Origin of the sequence: Rahnella inusitata (genome assembly GCF_965118895.1) — a bacterium.
GTDB classification, from domain to species: domain Bacteria; phylum Pseudomonadota; class Gammaproteobacteria; order Enterobacterales; family Enterobacteriaceae; genus Rahnella; species Rahnella inusitata_A.
Map to the genome: position 1 here is coordinate 278040 of NZ_CBCPJJ010000014.1, position 20097 is coordinate 298136.

The window sequence follows — 20097 nt, forward strand, 5'->3', positions numbered from 1 at the left end:
ACACGGGCGGAATTACGACGCCAGTGACAAATGTCTCTTCTGCTGTTTGTGCGTTTGCAGCCACTCGGCAACGCGCTGTTGCTGAGCTTTATCGAGCCACATGCCGAGTTTAGTGCGACGCCAGATCGCATCATCGAGTTCGCTTACCCACTCTTTTTCCACCAGATAGCGCAGCTCCGCCTCGTAGAATCCGTGACCGAAATCTTCGCCGAGCGATTCAATGCTGGTGGCGTCAGATAAGAACAGCTCCGTCTGGCTGCCGTAGGTGCGGGCGTAGCGGCGTGCCAGTGATTCCGGCAACCATTTGAAGCGGCTGCGCAGATTGGCACTGTAGGTATCACGATCGCCATTCAGCTTCCCGCCGGGCAGGACTGCCGTTTTGGTCCACGCCGGACCGGCCTTCGGGTAGTACTTGCCGAGTTTTTCCAGCGCATGTTCCGCCAGTTTACGGTAGGTCGTCAGCTTGCCGCCGAACACGGAAAGCAGCGGCGCTTTGCCGTCCAGATCATGAACGTCGAGCGTGTAATCGCGGGTGACCGCCTGCGGTGAATCAGATTCGTCATCGCACAGCGGACGCACGCCGGAGTAAGTCCAGACGATGTCTTCGGTGGTCAGCTGTTTCTTAAAGTGATCGTTATACACCTTCAGCAGATAGCCGATCTCGTTGTCGTCGATCTTCACGTCTTTTGGGTCGCCGTGATATTCCACGTCTGTGGTGCCGATAATGGAGAATTCATCCAGCCATGGGATCACAAACACAATGCGGTGATCTTCGTTTTGCAGAATGTACGCCTGCGGCTGATTGTGCGCGCGCGGCACCACAATGTGACTGCCTTTGATCAGACGAATGCCGTACGGCGATTTCAGCTTCAGGCCGTCGTCGAAGAAATGTTTGACCCACGGGCCGGTGGCGTTCACCAGACCTTTGGCGCGCCAGGTGAACGTTTTACCGGTGTCGATATCTTCGGCTTCTACCATCCACAAACCGTCTTCGCGCCATGCACGGGTTACGCGGGTGCGGGTACGGACTTCGCCGCCGCGTTCTTCCACTTCCTGCGCGTTAACCACGACTAAGCGCGCATCGTCAACCCAACAGTCTGAGTATTCAAAGCCTTTGGTCAGTTCTGGTTTCAGCACCGACTCGTTGCCGAATTTCAGGCCTTTACTGGCCGGCAGGCTGGTGCGTTTACCCAGATGGTCATACAGGAACAAACCGGCGCGGATCATCCAGGCCGGGCGCAGATGCGGCTGATGCGGTAAACGGAAACGCATCGGGAAAGCGATGTGCGGTGCCATTTTCAGCAGCACTTCACGTTCGGCCAGTGCTTCACTGACCAGACGGAATTCGTAATGTTCCAGATAGCGCAGGCCACCGTGGATCAATTTAGAACTGGCCGAAGAGGTCGCGCAGGCCAAGTCTTGCGCTTCAAGCAGCAGTACAGACAGCCCGCGGCCAGCTGCATCTGTTGCGATGCCGGTACCGTTAATACCGCCACCAATTACGATCAAGTCTTTGGTTTCCACGTCATCTTCCTCCAGATGTTCGCAATAGCTCTTTTATGTTCGTTTTCGCTCATGATTGTAATCGAGATTCGACAAACAAGCCAAGCGTTAACCAAATAAAAACAATTATGCGTGATGAAGGTAACATTTTTGTGTCGGTTTCGAGCAAAACGAGGAGAAGGGAAAGAAACCGAACGTGGTCGCGCGTGGAATTTTTCGAAATTGTTCGTTTAGGGCAGGGGATTGGGATGAGGGAAAAGCAGGAGCGCCAGCCTGGCGCTCCAAAAGGGCAGGTAAATCAGCAGAGTTCGAGCTGGACGTCGTACTTGTCGATGATTTGCTTCACGCTGTCCGGCGGTTGTTTGTCGGTAAACAGATAATGAATTAAATCCATTTTACCCAGGTTTACCATGGCGTTACGTCCGAACTTGGAATGGTCAGTGACCAGCATCACGCAGCGTGAGTTTTCGATGATCGCGCGCTTGGTTCGTGCTTCGTGATAATCGAATTCGAGCAGTGAGCCGTCCATATCAATGCCGCTGATGCCGAGAATGCCGTAATCAAGGCGGAACTGAGAGATAAAGTCGAGCGTCGCTTCGCCCATGATGCCGCCGTCGCGGGCGCGCACTTCGCCTCCGGCGAGGAACAGACGGCAGTCATCTTTCGCGCTGTACAGCGTCGCCACGTTCAGGTTGTTGGTGACGATGCGCAGATCTTTATGGTTGAGCAGCGCGTGCGCCACGGCTTCCGGCGTGGTGCCGATATCGATAAACAGCGTCGAACCGTCGGGGATCTGGCTGGCGACGCGTTCGGCGATGCGCGCTTTCGCTTCCGACCACATCACTTTACGGTCGTTATACGCAGCGTTCACCGAACTCGACGGCAGCGCAGCGCCGCCGTGATGACGATGGATTTTGTTCTGTTCAGCCAGATCGTTCAGGTCCCGGCGAATAGTTTGCGGGCTGACGGCGAAGTGCTCGACCAGCTCTTCGGTGCTGACATAACCTTGCTGGCGGACTAAATCGATAATCGCATCATGGCGTTGTGTTTGTTTCACCCGAATCCCCTACTTACTTTTTTTGCGCGGTGCGCGCGTATCAACAAATGCCATCACCAGGCCAAGACCCAGACCAAACGCGTGCGCAGCATTGGACACGGCAGCGCCGCCCGTAGCATACCCGATAAACATAAAAATCAGCGAAATCACCAGCAGCCCGCCGGGCACGTATAACTTGCTTTCCGGTTTCAGCTGGCCGGTCAGCCAGGCGTAACCCATCAGCGCGTACACCACGCCGGAGAGGCCACCGAACCAGGCACCGCTGACCATCGACTGGCCCCAGCCGCTGATCAGTGCTGAAACGATGGTGACTGTAAACAGTTTGCCGCTACCCAGATGCATCTCAATCTGGCTGGCCAGATACCACCACCACGCCAGATTAATCAGCAGCGCGATAAACGAGAAATTCATCAGCGCGGGGGTGAACCAGCGCCAGATCTGGAAAACGCGCGAACTGTCCGGCCACGCCAGCCAGCTCATCACCAGCGGATCGCCGACCAGCTGTTGCAGGATAAACACCGCAAGGCTGAGCACAATCATGCCAAGGGTCAGCGGCCCGGCGCGGCTGCGCAAGCTTTTGAGGAATGGCGTGTGGGACATCTTTAAATGCGGCTGGGCCTTGCCGGTTTTCCAGCTGGCTTCCTGATAACGCGGATGCAGCGGATCGCGGACAAACAGCGCAACCTGTTTTTCGGCTTCTTCCAGACGGGATTCGTCATCCAGCCAGATCTGCACTTCCTGGCTTTCGTGTTTCATCGTCAGCGTAAATCCCTGCGTTGCCATGTAATCGACAAACGCCTGAGCGAGACGGGGGTTGTTCAGGTTAAGAATGCGCACCATAGCGTTAAGCGATTTCCCTAATGGATTGTTTTGTTGCCGTCATTTTAGGGCAATACCTTATCTGCCAGCGTGTGGGAAGTCGATTATAACGTCAGTCAGTAAAAGGAGGGGAATTTACGAATGCTGAGAAGCCAGCGGCGGAGAAAAATTAACACGGGTGTGAGATGGATCGGGATTTGATGCAACATCGCGGTTAAACGATGTTGCAATCATTAACCTTACAGGCCTTCCAGCGCCTGTTCCAGATCGGCGATCAGGTCGTCGGTGTCTTCAATACCAATGCTGATGCGAACCAGTCCGTCGGTGATACCGCTTTGACGGCGGATTTCCGGTGCGACGGCGCTGTGGGTGGTAGATGCCGGATGGCAGGCCAGCGAATCGGTATCGCCGAGGGAAACCGCCTGCGTGATGATGCTCAGCTTATCGAGGAACGTCCGTGCGGCGTTCAGCCCGCCTTTCAGTTCAATGGCCATAATCCCGCCGAACAGTTTCATCTGTTGCGAGGCCACCGCATGGCCCGGATGCTGTTGCAGTCCCGGATAAAAGACAGTTCCGACCGCGCTGTGTCCGTCGAGAAATTCCGCCACGGCCTGCGCACTCAGCGAACTGGCTTCGACGCGCAACGGCAGCGTTTTCAATCCACGGATCAGCAAACTGGCTTCGAACGGGCTGAGGCAGCCGCCGAACTGTTTCAGACTGAGTGTGCGGATTGGCGTAATAAGCGCCGCAGAACCGGCCACTACGCCGCCGGTCGCATCACCATGACCGCTGATGTACTTGGTTGCCGAGTGCAGAACGAGATCAATGCCCAGCTCGAGTGGACGCGTCAGGTACGGCGTTGCGAAGGTGTTGTCGGCTACGCTCACTGCCCCGGCGGCTTTCGACAGACGGGCGATTTGCGCCAAATCGGCGATATCCAACCCCGGATTGGCCGGTGTCTCGACCAGTACCACTTTGGTGTTTTTAGTGAATGCGTCTTCCAGTTCGGCGACGTTTGCGACGTGAACCGGTTTGATACCGTAACGCGGCAGCAGATTGCGCACCACGCCTTCGGTGCCGCCGTACAGCGTACCGATATGAATGATTTCATCGCCCGGCACCAGCAGGGCAAATAAGGTGGCGCTGATCGCCGCCATGCCGCTGGCACAGGCAACAGCAGTTTCTGCGCCTTCCAGCGCTGCGAGTTTTTGTTCGAAAACGGTTACCGTCGGATTGGCAAAACGGCTGTACATGTAGCCTGGTTCTTCACCGCTGAAACGGCGCGCGCCGCTGTCAAAATCGGGGTACGAAAATGCAGAAGACGCCGTGATAGGCGTCGCGATGGCGCCCGTCTGGGCATCGGGTTGCTGGCCGCCATGAACGGCGAGGGTACGCATCCCTAAAGAACGTGAAGTGTTCAGATGTTTCATCTTGAAATCCTGTCGTTGGTAGAAGGAAATTATATCAAGACTGAAGATGTGTAGCTTTTTCCGCTTAAGAACATTTTCGGCGCAGACCGATCGGGCTGGTTATAAAGGAAGTGCGTCTGCGCCGGTAAAAACAACGGGAAATCAGGCTTCGATATCCTGAGGGAAGGTTTTAGCCCAGGCTTCAAAACCGCCGTCCACGCTGTAGACCGATTCGAAACCCTGACCGATCAGAAACTGCGCTGCGCCGCGACTGCTGATGCCGTGGTAGCACATCACCAGCACCGGCTTTTTAGCATCGGCCTGATCCATAAAGGCACGCATGCTGTCGTTGCTCAGGTGGAATGCGCCGGGGGCATGACCGGCACCGAACGTCTGCGGATCGCGGATATCGACCATCACCGCTTCGCCTGATGTCAGACGGGTATGCGCTTGTTCCACGCTGATTGCTTCAAATTGTTCCATTTGGCCGGGCCTCATTCGTCAGTTATCCCGGCATTCTACCTAATTATTCACCAATCAAGACCAGACAAACTGCGCGGGTACCCTTAAACCAGCACGACTTTCACGCCTTTCTGACGCAGCTGCTCAATGATTTCCGCGTTGGCCTCTTTGCCGGTGATCAGCACGTCGATCTGTTCGGTGCGGCTGAACAACATGCCCGCACGCTGCCCGACCTTGCTGCTGTCCACCAGGATCGCCAGATTCCCGACGTAATTCAGCATCTTCTGCTCGGCCATCGCCGTCAGCATATCGGTTTTATACAGGCCATCGGGTGTCAGCCCCGCGCCGCTGGTGAACATCCAGTGGCCGGCATACAGGCTGGCGTCGCCGTCCTGCGGGGCGAGGGTAATGGACTGACTTTTATTGTACTGTCCGCCCATGATCACCACGCTGTCGTGCTCCTGCTCAATCAGATAATTGGCCAGCGGCAGATAGTTGGTGATCACCTGAATGTCTTTCCCGCACATTTCACGCCCGAGCAGAAACGCCGTCGAGCCGCAGTTAATCACCACGCTTTCGCCCGGCTGGCACAGTTCGGCCGCCGCTTTGGCGATACGCATTTTTTCATTCAGATTGTGGGTCTGGTGGATGTTCAGCGGTGTCCAGTTCTGACGCGGCTGATTGACGGCTTCGGCACCGTTACGCACTTTGCGTAATTTGCCTAATTCATTGAGTTTGGTGATGTCACGACGCGCTGTCGCCGGAGAAATATCAAAGTGATCAATCACATCAGCGACAGAAATCTGGCCCTGACGCTGCAAAAGATCGAGGATGGCATTGTGGCGTTGTGGCTCAGTCATGGTGGCTCCGCGAGTAAATCGAATCAGAATGATTACCGCGTGATTATAAACGAGCATTTGATGCATTCAATCATCATTTACTGATGAAATACGCGGGGAGTCAATTCCCCGCGATGCGTGCTCTGTACCTTTAAATAATGAGTTTAAAGGAAGGATTTAAACGGCAGATCGGTGTCTGTCGTGAAGCAATCCTCGAATCCACGCGGATAGTGGTACTCGAAATTGTCTTTGTCATTCGGGTAGGTGAATTTGCCGCCGACCTGCCAGATAAACGGCTTGAAGCCGTATTTCAGGCGGTCTTTTTTCATCTCCCACAGCACGCGGATTTCCTGCGGATCAGCCTGGAAATTCGACCAGATATCGTGATGGAAAGGGATCACCACTTTGGTGTTCAGCGATTCCGCCATGCGCAGCATATCGACGCTGGTCATTTTGTCGGTCACGCCGCGAGGATTTTCGCCGTAGGAGCCGAGTGCCACGTCAATCTGATATTCATTACCGTGTTTGGCGTAATAGTTGGAATAGTGCGAATCGCCGCTGTGATACAGGTTTCCGCCCGGCGTTTTGAACAGGTAGTTCACCGCCCGCTGATCCATCATGTCCGGCAGCACACCTGCGGCTTTCTGGTCGGCGGGCAGGGTGATAAGCACCGTGCGGTCGAAAGAATCCAGCGCATGAATTTCCACATCTTTGATACGCACGACTTTCCCCGGCGTCATCACAATGCAGCGCTCAGCCGGCACGCCCCAGCTCATCCACAGATCCACGCAGGTTTGCGGGCCGATGAACGGCACGTCGGAGGCGCAGTTTTGCATGACGGCGGCGGCGACGTTAACGTCAATGTGATCGTTGTGATCGTGCGTGGATAACACCGCGTCGATCTCGCGGATCGCAAAGGGATCAAGCACGAACGGCGTGGTGCGCAGGTTGGGTTGCAGCTTCTTCACACCGGCCATGCGTTGCATCTGGTGGCCGGTTTTCATCAGCGGGCTGCTGTGATTTTGCTTGCCGACGCCGCACCACAAATCGACGCAAATATTTGCGCCGCCTTCAGACTTCAGCCAGATCCCGGTACAGCCCAGCCACCACATGGCAAAGGTGCCCGGCGCGACCTTTTCCTGCTCAATTTCTTCGTTTAACCAGGTGCCCCATTCCGGGAAAGTGCTCAGGATCCAGGATTCGCGGCTGATCGTTTCTACTTTGCTCATAGTGTTCCCTCATCGTCATAACAGTGTGAATAAAATGTCACAACAAATCATTATGTGATTATATGTGATTGGTTTATGCGAAAACTATCACCGAAATATCGTCATGACAATGACTTTGAATGAAGATTTACTGATGGAGATGACAACGCATCCTCAAAGGATATTGAGCGGGAAGAACGTTTTTATAGAAACAATTTTCATTTAATAAGCTGAAATATAAATAAAAAGAGGAGTAAATCTGTTCGGGTGAATATTTCTGACATGACGATAACTTGCGAGACTGCTCACAAATAATCATTGTGAATCTTTACCTGATTCGATGTGAGCATTAGGGTGCATCTGTCCCTCACTTTTAATGCGATATTCAGCGTAAAAGATCAAACCAGGTCAGACGGAGAGTCTTATGGAATTCCTCTACACCCTCTTTACCGTATTTTTTAATCAGGTAATGACCAACGCGCCGCTGCTGCTGGGTATTGTGACCATGCTCGGTTACATCCTGCTCAGAAAGAGCGCGACGGTAGTTATCAAAGGCACCATCAAAACCATTATCGGCTTTATGTTATTGCAGGCCGGATCCGGCATTCTGACCGGCACGTTTAAACCGGTGGTGGCCAAGCTGTCGGAGGTTTACGGCATCAACGGCGCGATCTCTGACACCTACGCCTCCATGATGGCGACGGTCGAACGCATGGGCGATGCCTACAGCTGGGTCGGTTACGCGGTGCTGATTGCCCTCGGCCTGAACATCCTGATGGTCGTTTTCCGCCGTATTACCGGCATTCGCACCATCATGCTCACCGGCCACATCATGTTCCAGCAGGCCGGGCTGATTGCGGTCTTCTTCTTCATCATGGGCTACCCGATGTGGACCACCATCTGGTGCACGGCGATTCTGGTGTCACTGTACTGGGGGATTACGTCCAACATGATGTACAAACCGACGCAGTCCGTAACCGAAAACAGCGGTTTTTCCATCGGCCACCAGCAGCAGTTTGCCTCCTGGATCGCCTATAAAATCGCACCGTATCTCGGCAAGAAAGAAGACAGCGTCGAAGACCTGAAACTGCCGGGCTGGCTGAACATTTTCCACGACAATATCGTTTCCACCGCCATCGTGATGACCGTGTTTTTCGGCATCATTTTGTGTTCGTTTGGCCTGGATACGCTGCAACAAATGGCCGGTAAAACCCACTGGACCATCTACATCCTGCAAACCGGTCTGATGTTTGCCGTGGCGATTTTCATCATCATTCAGGGTGTGCGCATGTTTGTCGCCGAACTGACCGAAGCCTTTAACGGCATCTCACAACGCTTAATTCCCGGTGCCGTTCTGGCGATCGACTGCGCAGCGATTTACAGCTTCGCGCCAAACGCCGTGGTCTGGGGCTTTATGTGGGGCACCATCGGCCAGCTGATTGCCGTGGCCATCCTGTTCGGCCTCGGTTCTTCCATCATGATCATCCCCGGCTTTATCCCGATGTTCTTCTCCAATGCCACCATCGGCGTGTTTGCCAACCATTTCGGCGGCTGGCGCGCTGCGCTGAAAATCTGTCTGGTGATGGGGATGGTCGAAATCTTTGGCTGCGTCTGGGCTATCAAACTCACCGGCCTCAGCGCCTGGATGGGGATGGCCGACTGGTCGATTCTCGCACCGCCAATGATGCAGGGCTTCTTCAGCCTCGGCATGGCCTTTATGGGCGTCATTGCGGTGATTGCACTGATGTACATGTTCTTCGCGGGCCGCACGTTGCGCGCCGAAGAAGACGCTGAAAAACAAGCGCTTAATCAATCTACTTCTCACTAATCAACGAGGTTCCCATGACAGTACGAATTCTGGCGGTATGCGGTTGCGGGCAAGGCAGTTCGATGATCATGAAGATGAAAATCGGCCAGTTCCTGACGCAGGAAGGTGTGGATCACACCATGAACAGCTGCGCGGTGGGCGAGTACAAATCAGAACTGGGCGGCGCGGACATTATTGTCGCCTCCACGCACGTCGCGGATGAAATCACGGTCAGCGGCAACAAATACGTGGTTGGTGTGCGCAACATGCTGTCCGCGGCAGACTTCGGCCCGAAAGTGATGGAAGTGATTAATGCACACTTCCCCACGTCGCTAAAAAAGTAGGGGGCAAAAGATGAAACTGCGAGATTCGCTGGCTCAGAACGATTCGATCTGCCTGAACGTGGAAGCAGAAACCTGGCAGGAAGCGGTAAAAATTGGCGTCGATATGCTGGTGAAAGCTGACGTGGTGGAGCCGCGTTACTACCAGGCAATTCTGGACGGCGTCAAACGTTTCGGCCCGTACTTTGTGATAGCGCCCGGCCTGGCGATGCCGCATGGCCGTCCGGAAGAGGGCGTGCTCAAAACCGGTTTCGCGCTGGTGACGCTGAAAAAGCCGCTGGTGTTCAACCACGAAGATAACGATCCGGTGGATATTCTCATCACGCTGGCCGCCGTGGATGCCAACGCTCATCAGGAAGTCGGCATCATGCAGGTGGTGAACCTGTTTGACGATGAAGCCAATTTCGATCGCCTGCGAGCCTGTACTACAGCGCAGCAGGTCCTTGATTTGATCGACCAGACGTCCGCCGCCGCGGCGCACTAATTCACATTTTTGCTCTCAGAGAAGGAATTCACTATGTCTCATTCATTACCGATGTTGCAGGTTGCACTGGATAACCAGTCGATGGACGACGCCTACAAAACCACGCGTCTGATTGCCCACGAAGTGGACATCATCGAAGTCGGCACCATTTTGTGCGTCGCCGAAGGCGTGCGTGCGGTGCGTGATTTAAAAGCGTTGTACCCGGAAAAAATCGTGCTGGCCGATGCCAAAATCGCCGATGCCGGAAAAATCCTCTCGCGGATGTGTTTTGAAGCCAATGCCGACTGGGTGACGGTGATTTGTTGCGCCGACATCAACACCACCAAAGGTGCGCTGGACGTGGCGAAAGAGTTTAACGGTGACGTGCAAATCGAACTGACCGGCTACTGGACGTGGGAACAGGCGCAGGAATGGCGCGACGCGGGCATCGGGCAAGTGGTGTATCACCGCAGCCGGGACGCACAGGCAGCAGGCGTGGCGTGGAGCGAAGCCGATATTACCGCCATCAAACGTCTTGCCGATATGGGCTTTAAAGTGACCGTTACCGGCGGGCTGGCGCTGGAAGATTTGCCGCTGTTTAAAGGCATTCCGATCCACGTCTTTATTGCCGGTCGCAGCATCCGCGATGCCAAAGATCCGGTCGAGGCGGCGCGTCAGTTTAAAAAATCCATCAGTCAGCTCTGGGGCTAAGGAATCTCGCATGATGCATAAAGCCGTTCCACTCGGTATCTATGAAAAAGCCCTGCCTGCGGGCGAAGACTGGCTGATGCGCCTGACGCTGGCGAAAGAGCTGGGTTTCGATTTCGTTGAAATGTCGGTGGATGAAACCGATCACCGGCTGGCGCGGCTTGACTGGTCACGAGAGCAGCGTCTGCTGGTGGTCGATGCGATTTCGCGCACCGGTATCCGCATTCCGTCGATGTGCCTGAGCGCACATCGCCGTTTTCCGCTCGGCTCGGAGGACGATGAAACCCGTAATCAGGGGCTGGAAATAATGCGTAAAGCCATCGTGCTGGCGCAGGATTTGGGTATCCGCGTGATCCAGCTTGCCGGCTACGATGTCTGGTACCAGCAGGCCAACGATCACACCCGCGAACGTTTTCGCGATGGTTTGCAGGAATCGGTGGAAATGGCCAGCCGCGCGCAGGTGACCCTGGCGATGGAAATTATGGATTACCCGCTGATGAATTCGATCAGCAAGGCGCTCGGCTACACCCATTACCTGAACAATCCTTGGTTCCAGCTTTATCCGGATATCGGCAATTTGTCGGCGTGGGATAACGACGTGCAGATGGAGCTGGCAAGCGGCGCGGGGCACATCGTCGCCGTGCATATAAAAGATACGCAGCCGGGCGTATTTAAAAACGTGCCGTTCGGCAGCGGCGTAGTGGAATTCGAGCGCTGTTTCGAAACGCTGCAAAAAAGCGGCTATCGCGGGCCGTACCTGATCGAAATGTGGAGCGAAACCGCCGCCGATCCGATGCAGGAAGTGCGCAACGCGCGCGCCTGGGTGGTGGATAAAATGCAGAAAGCCGGGCTGAACATGGAGGAAATGGCATGACGGAGTCCCTGAAGCAGCGGGTGTTTGAGGCCAATATGGCGCTGCCGGCATACGGTCTGGTGACCTTCACCTGGGGCAACGTCAGCGGCATAGATCGCCAGCGCGGCCTGGTGGTGATTAAGCCGAGCGGCGTGGAATACGCAAAAATGCAGGCAGACGACATGGTGGTGCTGAACCTGCAAGGAGACGTCGTTGAAGGGCATTACACACCTTCTTCCGACACCGCCACGCATCTCGAACTGTACGCCCGCTTCCCTGAACTCGGCGGCATCGTGCATACGCATTCCACCCACGCAACCTCATGGGCGCAGGCGGGCGTCGCCATTCCGGCGCTCGGCACCACGCATGCAGATTATTTTTCCGGTGCGATCCCCTGTACGCGTCCATTAACGCGCGAAGAAGTCGCCGGGCAGTACGAGCTGGAAACCGGCAGGGTGATCGTCGAAACGCTGGAAGGGATCAATCCGCTGCATATGCCGGGCATTCTGGTCGCCCAGCACGGCCCGTTCTGCTGGGGAACCACGCCGGAGCAGGCGGTACACAATGCCGTGGTACTGGAAGAAGTCGCGAAAATGGCGTGGATCACCGGCACCCTGCAACGCGCGCAACCGCCGATGGACGATTATCTGCTGCATAAGCATTTCAGCAGAAAACATGGGCCGGATGCGTATTACGGGCAAAAGTAGCGAACACTGAATTGCCATTAATATCCCAACTCCCTTCGCAGCGGAGGGAGCCGATTAAGCCGTCTTCAGGTTTTGCTATTGGCTTCTCCCCATGCGAAGGGGGAGGTTGAGAGGGGGTATTGGCTGGCGATAAAAATCTAAAAATCTTCCTTCGACATGATTTCATGCATTTTTCCTCTGACCTCTTGTGAGCATTTTTTCGACATTGGGTTTATACATAAGTGTATTGGGATCACACTTTTTACCGCAATCAGGCTTTTTCTCACGGAAATATTCCGTCCCCTCTGACAGAAAAGAGACTGCCCTATGTCGAAGATCACGCTCAAGCAGGATGTTTTTTTGGCGGCGTTAACCCGCCAGTGGCAAGCGTTCGGACTCACCAGCGCGAAGGACATGACCCGGCACCAGTGGTGGCATGCGGTCAGCGCCGCCGTTGCAGAACAGCTGCCGCCGCAAAGCGATACCGTCACCAGCAAAAGCAAAAAAGTCACCCGCCACGTTAACTACATTTCGATGGAATTTCTGGTCGGAAGACTGACCGGCAACAACCTGATCAATCTCGGCTGGTATGAGAAAATCGCCAGCGTGCTGGAACAGTTCGATATCAATCTGACCGACCTGCTGGAAGAAGAAATCGATCCGGCACTCGGTAACGGCGGGCTGGGGCGGCTGGCAGCCTGTTATCTGGATGCGATGGCGTCAGTCGGGCAACCGGGCATCGGTTATGGCCTGAATTATCAGTACGGTTTGTTCCGCCAGCGGTTTGTCGATGGTAAGCAAAAAGAGTCGCCGGACGACTGGCACCGCAACGATTACCCGTGGTTTCGCCACAACAGCTCGCTGGCGGTGAGCGTCGGTATCGGCGGGAAAATCGTCAAAAATGAGCAGGGCGTTGCACGCTGGGAACCGGAATTTACCCTGCGCGGCGAAGCCTGGGATCTGCCGGTGATGGGCTATCGCAACGGCGTTACTCAGCCGCTGCGGCTGTGGGAAGCCACCCATCCGCATCCTTTTGATCTCGATAAGTTTAACGACGGTGAGTTTCTGAAAGCGGAACAACAGGGCATAGACGCCGCTAAACTCACCAAAGTGCTTTATCCCAATGACAATCATCAGGCAGGTAAACGCCTGCGCCTGATGCAGCAATATTTCCAGTGCGCCTGCTCGGTGGCAGATATTTTACGGCGGCATCATTTCCTGGGGCGTAAAATCAGCGAGCTGCCGGACTACGAAGTTATTCAGCTTAACGATACCCATCCGACCATCGCCATCCCTGAAATGTTGCGTGTGCTGATCGACGAACATCAGATGAACTGGAATGACGCGTGGCACATCACCAGCCGCACCTTTGCTTACACTAACCACACCTTAATGCCTGAAGCGCTGGAAACCTGGGACGAAAGTCTGGTGCGCAGCCTGCTGCCACGCCATTTCCAGATCATTAAGCAAATCAACACCAACTTTAAGAAACTGGTCAGTAAAGAGTGGCCGGGCGATGAGGCTGTCTGGGCGAAACTGGCGGTGCACCACGACAAACAGGTGCGCATGGCGAATTTGTGCGTGGTCGCCGGTTTTGCGGTGAACGGCGTCGCGGCGCTGCATTCGGATCTGGTGGTCAAAGATCTCTTCCCGGAATACCACCAGCTGTGGCCGGAGAAATTCCACAACGTCACCAACGGCATCACGCCGCGCCGCTGGCTGAAACAGTGTAATCCTGAGCTGTCAGCACTGATTGACGACCGTCTGAAAACCGACACTTGGGTCACGAATTTAGATCTGCTAAAAGAGCTGGAAAGCGGCGTTAAAGATAAAAAATTCTGCAAACAGTACCGCAAAATCAAGCACGACAACAAAGTGCGGCTGGCGGAATACGTCTGGCATCGCATGGGCATCCGGCTCAATCCGGAGGCAATTTTCGATGTGCAGATCAAACGTCTGCACGAGTACAAACGTCAGCATCTCAACCTGTTGCATATCCTTTCGCTGTACCGCCAGATCCGCGATAACCCGAAACTCGACATCGTGCCGCGCGTTTTCCTGTTCGGTGCTAAAGCCGCGCCCGGTTATTACCTCGCCAAAAATATTATCTATGCGATCAACCAGGTCGCGGAGAAGATCAACAACGATCCGATCGTCGCGGATCGTCTCAAGGTGGTGTTTATTCCGGATTATTGCGTGTCGGTCGCAGAACTGATGATCCCGGCGGCTGACGTTTCTGAGCAGATCTCTACGGCGGGGAAAGAAGCCTCCGGCACCGGCAATATGAAGCTGGCGCTCAACGGGGCGCTGACCGTCGGCACGCTGGATGGCGCGAACGTCGAAATTGCGGAGCAGGTCGGTGAGGACAATATCTTCATCTTTGGCCTGACGGTGGATGAAGTGAAGGCGCAGCTGAAAAAAGGCTACAAGCCGAAAGCGGTGGTGAAAAAAGATAAACACCTGAAAGCGATTCTCGACGAGCTGGCCAGCGGTTTTTACGCCAATGGCGATAAGAAAGCCTTCGATCTGATGCTTAACAGCCTGCTCGACGGCGGCGATCCGTATCTGGTGCTGGCCGATTTCGCTGAATATTGCCAAGCGCAAAAACAGGTGGATGCACTTTACCGCAACGCCGATGAATGGACGCGCCGCGCGCTGCTCAACACCGCACGCGTTGGGATGTTCAGCGCCGACCGTTCCATCCGCGATTACCAGCAGCGCATCTGGCAGGCCAAACGTTAGGAGCAGGCATGGAGGATAAGCAACTCGTTGAAGCCGCTCGCCGGGCGGGGATTATAGACAGTTTTATCAATATGGCCGATGAGGTTGAAACGGTTTCCGATGACACCCGTATCGCCCTGCTGGCAGCGATGGGGCGTGACCCGCAGGACGTGGAAGACGTTACACCGATTCCGCCGGTGAAAGTGGTTACTGAAGGCAAAAACGTGCTGCTGACGCCGGAAGGCAGCGGTGAATTTGCGTGGCAGCTGATGCCTGAGAACGGTGACCAGACGCAGGGTGAGATTCAGGGCGGCAACGTGCTGAATCTCAGCGCAGGTCTGCCTGCGGGCTATCATCAGCTGACGTTATCGCAAAACGGTCAGGTCTGGCCGTGCCGGATTATTGTGGTGCCCCCGCGCTGTTTCGAACCGCAGGCATTGTGCAAAGGCAAAAAACTGTGGGGCGCGACTATCCAGCTCTACACGCTGCGTTCAGAGAATAACTGGGGCGTCGGCGATTTCGGCGATCTGAAAAAAATGGTCGAAGAAGTCGGGCAGCGCGGCGGCGCGTTTGTCGGGCTTAATCCTATTCATGCGCTCTATCCGGCGAATCCGCTGAGCGCCAGCCCGTACAGCCCGTCGTCCCGCCGCTGGCTGAATCTGACGTATATCGACGTAAACGCCGTGAAGGAATTTGCCGAAAGCCCGGAGGCGCAAAGCTGGTGGCACTCCATCGATACGCACGACGCCCTGTTACAGGCGCGCAGCACAGAATACGTCGATTATCCGCTGGTGATGAAGCTCAAATCCGCCGCGCTGAAACTGGCGTGGCCACTGTTTGATGAGCTGGCGGAAGCCAGCCCGCGTAAGCGTGACTTCCGGCATTTTGTGCAAACCGGCGGCGAAAGTTTACGCCAGCAGGCGCTGTTCGACGCCCTGCATACTCACCTGCGGGATCTGGATTTAGGCCAGTGGGGCTGGCCGGTCTGGCCCGATGCGTATCGTAATGCGAAAGGCGCAGACGTGGCGGAATTCAGCGAACGTTACGCCAGTGAAATTGAATTCTTCATGTGGCAACAGTGGCTGGCACACACGCAGTTTTCGGCGTGTTATCAGCGCAGCGTTGAGCTGGAAATGCCTGTCGGGTTGTACCGTGACTTAGCGGTCGGCGTCGCAGAAGGCGGGGCAGAAACCTGGTCGGATCCGGCGCTGTATTGCCTGAACGCTACCATCGGCGCACCGCCGGATATCCTCGGGCCGCAGGGGCAAAACTGGGGGCTGCCGCCCATCGATCCGCATGAAATGAAAGCCCGTGCCTATCAGCCGTTTATTGATTTGCTGCGCGCGAATATGGCGGAGTGTGGCGCGCTGCGTATCGATCACGTGATGGGGCTGCTGCGGTTGTGGTGGATACCGGCCGATCAGGAGGCGGGCAACGGTGCGTATGTGCGTTATCCGTTGGAAGATTTGCTCGGCGTGCTGGCGCTGGAAAGCCAGCGGCATCAGTGCATGGTGATTGGCGAAGATCTTGGCACTGTGCCGAAAGAGATTGTTGCCAGCCTGCGCGACAGCGGCGTCTATTCCTACAAAGTGCTGTATTTCGAGCATGACAAAACCTTCACCTATCGCCCGCCGCAGGATTATGTGGTGCAGGCAATGGCCACGGTCACCACGCATGATTTACCGACGCTGCGCGGATACTGGGAGGGCGGGGATTTAACGCTCGGTGAGTCGCTGGGTGTGTATCCGGATCCGCAGGTGCTGGAGAAGCTGCGTGGCGAACGGGAACACAGCAAGCAGGGGCTGCTTAACGCGCTGCATCTGCAACACTGCGTACCGGAAGGAACTTCGCGCCATGCTGAAAATATGCCGATGTCGCCTGAGCTAAACCGGGCTTTGCAATATTATCTGGCAGGCAGCGCCAGCGCGTTGCTCGGCCTGCAACCGGAAGACTGGCTGGAAATGTCCACGCCGGTCAACGTCCCCGGCACCAATACGGAGTACCCCAACTGGCGGCGCAAGCTGACGCATTCGCTTGAAGATATGTTTGCCGACGAACACGTCACTACGTTGCTGGCGGATGTAAACCGGCTAAGAAGGGCGGCTTCTGAGTCGTCTGCTAAACCCCCTCCCAATCTCCCCCTTCGCAGGAGCAGGAGCTAAATCAAGGACGGATTCGGGCAACTCCCTTCCCTGCGAAGGGGAGGGTTGGGGTATTCATGGAGATACCCGTATTCAAGGCATAAAAAAAGCACCCAATTCACCGGGTGCTTTTTGCATTCTGGCCGATCAACGGTTGATCAGTAGAATGAGTGTTCGCCGCGCTGGTGTTCGGTCAGATCGCGAACGCCTTTCAGCTCTGGGAAGTTTTGCAGCAGTTCTTTCTCGATGCCGTCTTTCAGGGTGACATCAATCATTGAACAGCCGTTACAGCCGCCGCCGAATTGCAGGATAGCAATGCCGTCGTCGGTGATTTCCATCAGGGAAACACGGCCGCCGTGGCTGGCTAACTGCGGGTTAATCTGCGATTGCAGCTGATATTCAACACGTTCCATCAGCGGCGCATCGTCAGACACTTTGCGCATTTTCGCGTTTGGCGCTTTCAGCGTCAGCTGGGAACCTAGCTGATCGGTCACGAAATCGATCACCGCGTCTTGCAGATAAGGCGCGCTGAGTTCATCGACGAAAGCAGACAGCTTCTCGAACTTCAGTTCGGTATCCGTCGCTTCAACCGCGTCGGGTGGGCAATAGGAGACACCGCACTCTGCGGTTGGCGTGCCCGGGTTGATCACGAATACGCGGATTTGGGTGCCTTCTTCCTGGTTTGCCAGCAGTTTGGCAAAGTGCTCTTGGGCAGCATCGGTAACAAGGATCATAACATTAGCTCAATAGTTGACTATTCCAGTTGGTTATAATACGCCCTTTGCATTTACCCGTCATCCCTCGTGTTGCCGCAGTGTTAGCAGCACGTGCTCAACCTTACAGTGTCCGGCAAATACAGCCAATTTGCAGCGAAGCAACTCCCTGTTTACGCAGGATTTTACTGATTTCCCGCACGGTGCTGCCAGTGGTGACCACGTCGTCCACCAGCATTACATGCTGATTGTGCAGATTTTCATGACAGGTGAATGCCTTACGCAAATTCCACTTTCTTTCCCGCTCGGTCAGGCTTTGCTGCGGCGGTGTGCGCCGGTCGCGGCGGATGGCATAAGGCCGAAAATCGCAATGCAACCATCGCGCAAGCGGGCGGGCGAGCAGTTCACTTTGATTATAGCCGCGTGAGAAATAGCGCTTCTGGTGTAGCGGAACGCTCAAGATAACGTCCGGCCGTGGCAATGACCTTTCGCGCCAGCGCGCCTGCCAGCGCAGGAGCAGCAGGCGGGCGAGCGCAGTATCCAGCTCCGGCTGTTTCGAGAATTTCAGGCGCAGCACCAGTCCGCTGACCGGCATTTCGTAAGGGAAGGCGAAGGTCATGGCATCCCACGGCGGTGGTTTTTGCAAGCAGCGGCCACACTCGAGATGTGTTGCGGCACTTGGCAATCCGCAGCGCGGGCAGCAGGGAGGTATGGCGGGCAGATTTTTCAGGCACAAACTGCAAATCCCCTGAACTGCAAGATGCAGCGGACACTGGCATAGCCAACAGCGGCTGGCAATTGTTAGCATAGTGGCGGATTCCTTTTGCCATTCAGACAGACACGGACAATACGCTATGAACACGCTTTACCGGGAGACAATCGGCGAAGGAGATCGCCATCTTGTGCTGCTTCACGGATGGGGGCTGAATGCGCAAGTGTGGCGTTACACCGCCGGGCGACTTGCGCCGCATTTTCGTCTGCATCTGATCGACCTGCCGGGCTATGGCCGCAGCGAAGGATTTGGCGCGATGACGCTCGAAGAGATGGCGGAAACCGTGCTGGCCGCCGCGCCCGAAAAAGCCTCATGGCTGGGCTGGTCGCTGGGCGGGCTGGTCGCCAGTCAGATTGCGCTGACAGCACCGCAGCGGGTGGAAAAACTTATTACTGTCGCCTCCTCACCCTGTTTCGCTGCACAGGACGACTGGCCGGGTATCCGCCCCGAAGTGTTGCACGGGTTCCAGCATCAGCTGAGTGAAGATTTCCAGCGCACCGTCGAGCGTTTTCTGGCGCTGCAAACGCTGGGCAGCGACAGCGCGCGGCAGGATGCGCGTCTGCTGAAATCCGTCGTGCTCGGTTTGCCGATGCCGGGCGTTGAGGTGCTCAACGGGGGCCTGGACATCTTGCGCAGCGTCGATCTGCGCCAGCCAATGACTGCGCTGACCGTGCCGTTGCTGCGAATTTATGGCGCGCTGGACGGTCTGGTGCCACGCAAAGTGGTGCCGTTGCTGGATGATCTGTGGCCGCAGTCACGCTCTGAAATCATGGCCAAGGCCTCACACGCGCCGTTTATCTCGCATCCGGACGCCTTCTGTTCGATGGTTGAGTCCTTCCTGATTGCAAAATGAAAGGCAATGTAAATATTTTTTTCAAATTTCTGGATAATTTCCAAAGGTGACCAATACTTAAGTCGATGTGACGGAGTGAATGGCAAGCGTAAGTTGTTACGCCTGTCTGTTTGCGTCTCTGGGGAGTTTACTGGCGTTTAACCATGAAGGTCATGCCAGCGCAACGATACCTTACGTTCATATCCTGACGGCTTTTTGAAAACTATTCATTCTATTTAAAGGTAATGTCATGAAAACCAATAAAATTATCATTGCTGCAATGCTGACCGGGTTATTTTCTATCAACGCCATGGCGGCGGATATGATCACCAAAGAAGAAGCCAAAGAGAAAGGCTACACCAGCCTGGGCGTGGTCACGACCAGCAATCAATACACCGCGCCAATGGATGCTAAAGATGAGCTGTCCAAACTGGCTGATGAAAAAGGCGGCAAATACTACGTTGTGATTGCAGCCCAAGAGAAAAAGAAAATCTCTGCAACGGCTGAAGTCTTCAAATAAGGCTTTGGTTCTGAACCACACTGAGGGATGCCGCTGCGCATCCCTTTTTATTTCCACTCGTTTTGTGCGCCGCCTCCCTTTCTGAATTCTCCATTTTACTGATTTATCGACGTTAATTTTAATCGTTACTCTTAGAGTAACGAAGTATCAGAGCGCTTAATTGATGGGTTCCCTTTAGATTCCTACACTTAACCCGTTACCTAAACAGGTCCAATGTGATGCAACCGCCACTTGCCTGAACTT

19 protein-coding genes are annotated in these 20097 nt (G+C 55.1%); 10 read left to right on the plus strand and 9 right to left on the minus strand.

Going from position 1 to position 20097, the window contains the following annotated elements:
• Positions 1–12: 12 nt before the first annotated feature.
• From glpD to ulaG, 7 genes are all read right to left on the minus strand, one after another.
• A complete protein-coding gene (gene glpD / locus ACMHLI_RS14685; protein ID WP_413530104.1) occupies positions 13–1524 on the minus strand; it encodes a glycerol-3-phosphate dehydrogenase in 1512 nt (503 codons plus the stop codon).
• A 277-nt stretch (positions 1525–1801) separates the two neighbouring features.
• Positions 1802–2560 (minus strand): DeoR/GlpR family transcriptional regulator, encoded by a 759-nt coding sequence (locus ACMHLI_RS14690; RefSeq protein ID WP_112167515.1) that lies wholly within the window; start codon positions 2558–2560, stop codon positions 1802–1804.
• A 9-nt stretch (positions 2561–2569) separates the two neighbouring features.
• Complete coding sequence (glpG, locus tag ACMHLI_RS14695) at positions 2570–3400, minus strand: rhomboid family intramembrane serine protease GlpG (protein ID WP_413530105.1); 831 nt, start codon at positions 3398–3400, stop codon at positions 2570–2572.
• 218 nt (positions 3401–3618) lie between these two features.
• Complete coding sequence (locus tag ACMHLI_RS14700; RefSeq protein WP_413530106.1) at positions 3619–4809, minus strand: trans-sulfuration enzyme family protein; 1191 nt, start codon at positions 4807–4809, stop codon at positions 3619–3621.
• A gap of 141 nt (positions 4810–4950) precedes the next feature.
• Positions 4951–5271: a thiosulfate sulfurtransferase GlpE gene (gene glpE / locus ACMHLI_RS14705; RefSeq protein WP_413530107.1), complete on the minus strand. Its 321-nt coding sequence runs from the start codon at positions 5269–5271 to the stop codon at positions 4951–4953.
• A gap of 83 nt (positions 5272–5354) precedes the next feature.
• Positions 5355–6110 carry an HTH-type transcriptional regulator UlaR gene (ulaR, locus tag ACMHLI_RS14710; protein ID WP_413530108.1) on the minus strand — a complete coding sequence of 252 codons (756 nt, stop codon included), beginning with the start codon at positions 6108–6110 and terminating at the stop codon, positions 5355–5357.
• Positions 6111–6253: 143 nt separating this feature from the next.
• On the minus strand, positions 6254–7318 hold the full coding sequence (gene ulaG, locus ACMHLI_RS14715; protein ID WP_112167520.1) for an L-ascorbate 6-phosphate lactonase: 1065 nt from the start codon (positions 7316–7318) through the stop codon (positions 6254–6256).
• A 403-nt stretch (positions 7319–7721) separates the two neighbouring features.
• Between ulaG and ulaA the strand changes: the two genes are divergently transcribed.
• From ulaA to malQ, 8 genes are all read left to right on the plus strand, one after another.
• A complete protein-coding gene (gene ulaA, locus ACMHLI_RS14720; RefSeq protein ID WP_413530109.1) occupies positions 7722–9125 on the plus strand; it encodes a PTS ascorbate transporter subunit IIC in 1404 nt (467 codons plus the stop codon).
• 14 nt (positions 9126–9139) lie between these two features.
• Entirely contained in the window at positions 9140–9448 is a 309-nt protein-coding gene (gene ulaB, locus ACMHLI_RS14725; RefSeq protein ID WP_195814787.1) for a PTS ascorbate transporter subunit IIB, read from the plus strand.
• A 10-nt stretch (positions 9449–9458) separates the two neighbouring features.
• A complete protein-coding gene (ulaC, locus tag ACMHLI_RS14730) occupies positions 9459–9929 on the plus strand; it encodes a PTS ascorbate transporter subunit IIA (RefSeq protein ID WP_413530110.1) in 471 nt (156 codons plus the stop codon).
• Between the two features lie 33 nt (positions 9930–9962).
• Positions 9963–10619, plus strand: coding sequence for a 3-keto-L-gulonate-6-phosphate decarboxylase UlaD (locus ACMHLI_RS14735; protein ID WP_413530111.1), 657 nt, complete (start codon positions 9963–9965; stop codon positions 10617–10619).
• Between the two features lie 10 nt (positions 10620–10629).
• Positions 10630–11490 (plus strand): L-ribulose-5-phosphate 3-epimerase, encoded by an 861-nt coding sequence (locus tag ACMHLI_RS14740; RefSeq protein WP_413530112.1) that lies wholly within the window; start codon positions 10630–10632, stop codon positions 11488–11490.
• Positions 11487–12176, plus strand: a complete 690-nt coding sequence (locus ACMHLI_RS14745; RefSeq protein ID WP_413530113.1) for an L-ribulose-5-phosphate 4-epimerase — start codon at positions 11487–11489, stop codon at positions 12174–12176. The genes ACMHLI_RS14740 and ACMHLI_RS14745 overlap by 4 nt, the downstream gene beginning before the upstream one ends.
• A 306-nt stretch (positions 12177–12482) precedes the next feature.
• Positions 12483–14897, plus strand: a complete 2415-nt coding sequence (gene malP, locus ACMHLI_RS14750; protein ID WP_413530114.1) for a maltodextrin phosphorylase — start codon at positions 12483–12485, stop codon at positions 14895–14897.
• 8 nt (positions 14898–14905) lie between these two features.
• A complete protein-coding gene (malQ, locus tag ACMHLI_RS14755; RefSeq protein WP_413530115.1) occupies positions 14906–17038 on the plus strand; it encodes a 4-alpha-glucanotransferase in 2133 nt (710 codons plus the stop codon).
• Positions 17039–17175: 137 nt separating this feature from the next.
• Here the strand turns inward: malQ and nfuA are convergent, their stop codons facing one another.
• Positions 17176–17751 carry a Fe-S biogenesis protein NfuA gene (gene nfuA, locus ACMHLI_RS14760; RefSeq protein WP_112167529.1) on the minus strand — a complete coding sequence of 192 codons (576 nt, stop codon included), beginning with the start codon at positions 17749–17751 and terminating at the stop codon, positions 17176–17178.
• 103 nt (positions 17752–17854) lie between these two features.
• On the minus strand, positions 17855–18538 hold the full coding sequence (gene gntX / locus ACMHLI_RS14765; RefSeq protein WP_413530116.1) for a DNA utilization protein GntX: 684 nt from the start codon (positions 18536–18538) through the stop codon (positions 17855–17857).
• A 46-nt stretch (positions 18539–18584) separates the two neighbouring features.
• On the opposite strand from gntX, the gene bioH reads away from it, so the two are divergent.
• Positions 18585–19355: a pimeloyl-ACP methyl ester esterase BioH gene (gene bioH / locus ACMHLI_RS14770; protein WP_413530117.1), complete on the plus strand. Its 771-nt coding sequence runs from the start codon at positions 18585–18587 to the stop codon at positions 19353–19355.
• A 229-nt stretch (positions 19356–19584) separates the two neighbouring features.
• Positions 19585–19854 (plus strand): YdgH/BhsA/McbA-like domain containing protein, encoded by a 270-nt coding sequence (locus ACMHLI_RS14775; RefSeq protein ID WP_413530118.1) that lies wholly within the window; start codon positions 19585–19587, stop codon positions 19852–19854.
• Positions 19855–20097: the final 243 nt, after the last annotated feature.

Bases quoted from the DNA above. Each gene is read 5' to 3' on its own strand.
- glpG (WP_413530105.1), bottom strand. From the start codon at position 3,400: ATGGTGCGCATTCTTAACCTGAACAACCCCCGTCTCGCTCAGGCGTTT.
- ACMHLI_RS14700 (WP_413530106.1), bottom strand. From the start codon at position 4,809: ATGAAACATCTGAACACTTCACGTTCTTTAGGGATGCGTACCCTCGCC.
- glpE (WP_413530107.1), bottom strand. From the start codon at position 5,271: ATGGAACAATTTGAAGCAATCAGCGTGGAACAAGCGCATACCCGTCTG.
- ulaR (WP_413530108.1), bottom strand. From the start codon at position 6,110: ATGACTGAGCCACAACGCCACAATGCCATCCTCGATCTTTTGCAGCGT.
- ulaG (WP_112167520.1), bottom strand. From the start codon at position 7,318: ATGAGCAAAGTAGAAACGATCAGCCGCGAATCCTGGATCCTGAGCACT.
- ulaA (WP_413530109.1), top strand. From the start codon at position 7,722: ATGGAATTCCTCTACACCCTCTTTACCGTATTTTTTAATCAGGTAATG.
- ulaB (WP_195814787.1), top strand. From the start codon at position 9,140: ATGACAGTACGAATTCTGGCGGTATGCGGTTGCGGGCAAGGCAGTTCG.
- ulaC (WP_413530110.1), top strand. From the start codon at position 9,459: ATGAAACTGCGAGATTCGCTGGCTCAGAACGATTCGATCTGCCTGAAC.
- ACMHLI_RS14735 (WP_413530111.1), top strand. From the start codon at position 9,963: ATGTCTCATTCATTACCGATGTTGCAGGTTGCACTGGATAACCAGTCG.
- ACMHLI_RS14740 (WP_413530112.1), top strand. From the start codon at position 10,630: ATGATGCATAAAGCCGTTCCACTCGGTATCTATGAAAAAGCCCTGCCT.
- ACMHLI_RS14745 (WP_413530113.1), top strand. From the start codon at position 11,487: ATGACGGAGTCCCTGAAGCAGCGGGTGTTTGAGGCCAATATGGCGCTG.
- malP (WP_413530114.1), top strand. From the start codon at position 12,483: ATGTCGAAGATCACGCTCAAGCAGGATGTTTTTTTGGCGGCGTTAACC.
- malQ (WP_413530115.1), top strand. From the start codon at position 14,906: ATGGAGGATAAGCAACTCGTTGAAGCCGCTCGCCGGGCGGGGATTATA.
- nfuA (WP_112167529.1), bottom strand. From the start codon at position 17,751: ATGATCCTTGTTACCGATGCTGCCCAAGAGCACTTTGCCAAACTGCTG.
- gntX (WP_413530116.1), bottom strand. From the start codon at position 18,538: ATGCTAACAATTGCCAGCCGCTGTTGGCTATGCCAGTGTCCGCTGCAT.
- bioH (WP_413530117.1), top strand. From the start codon at position 18,585: ATGAACACGCTTTACCGGGAGACAATCGGCGAAGGAGATCGCCATCTT.
- ACMHLI_RS14775 (WP_413530118.1), top strand. From the start codon at position 19,585: ATGAAAACCAATAAAATTATCATTGCTGCAATGCTGACCGGGTTATTT.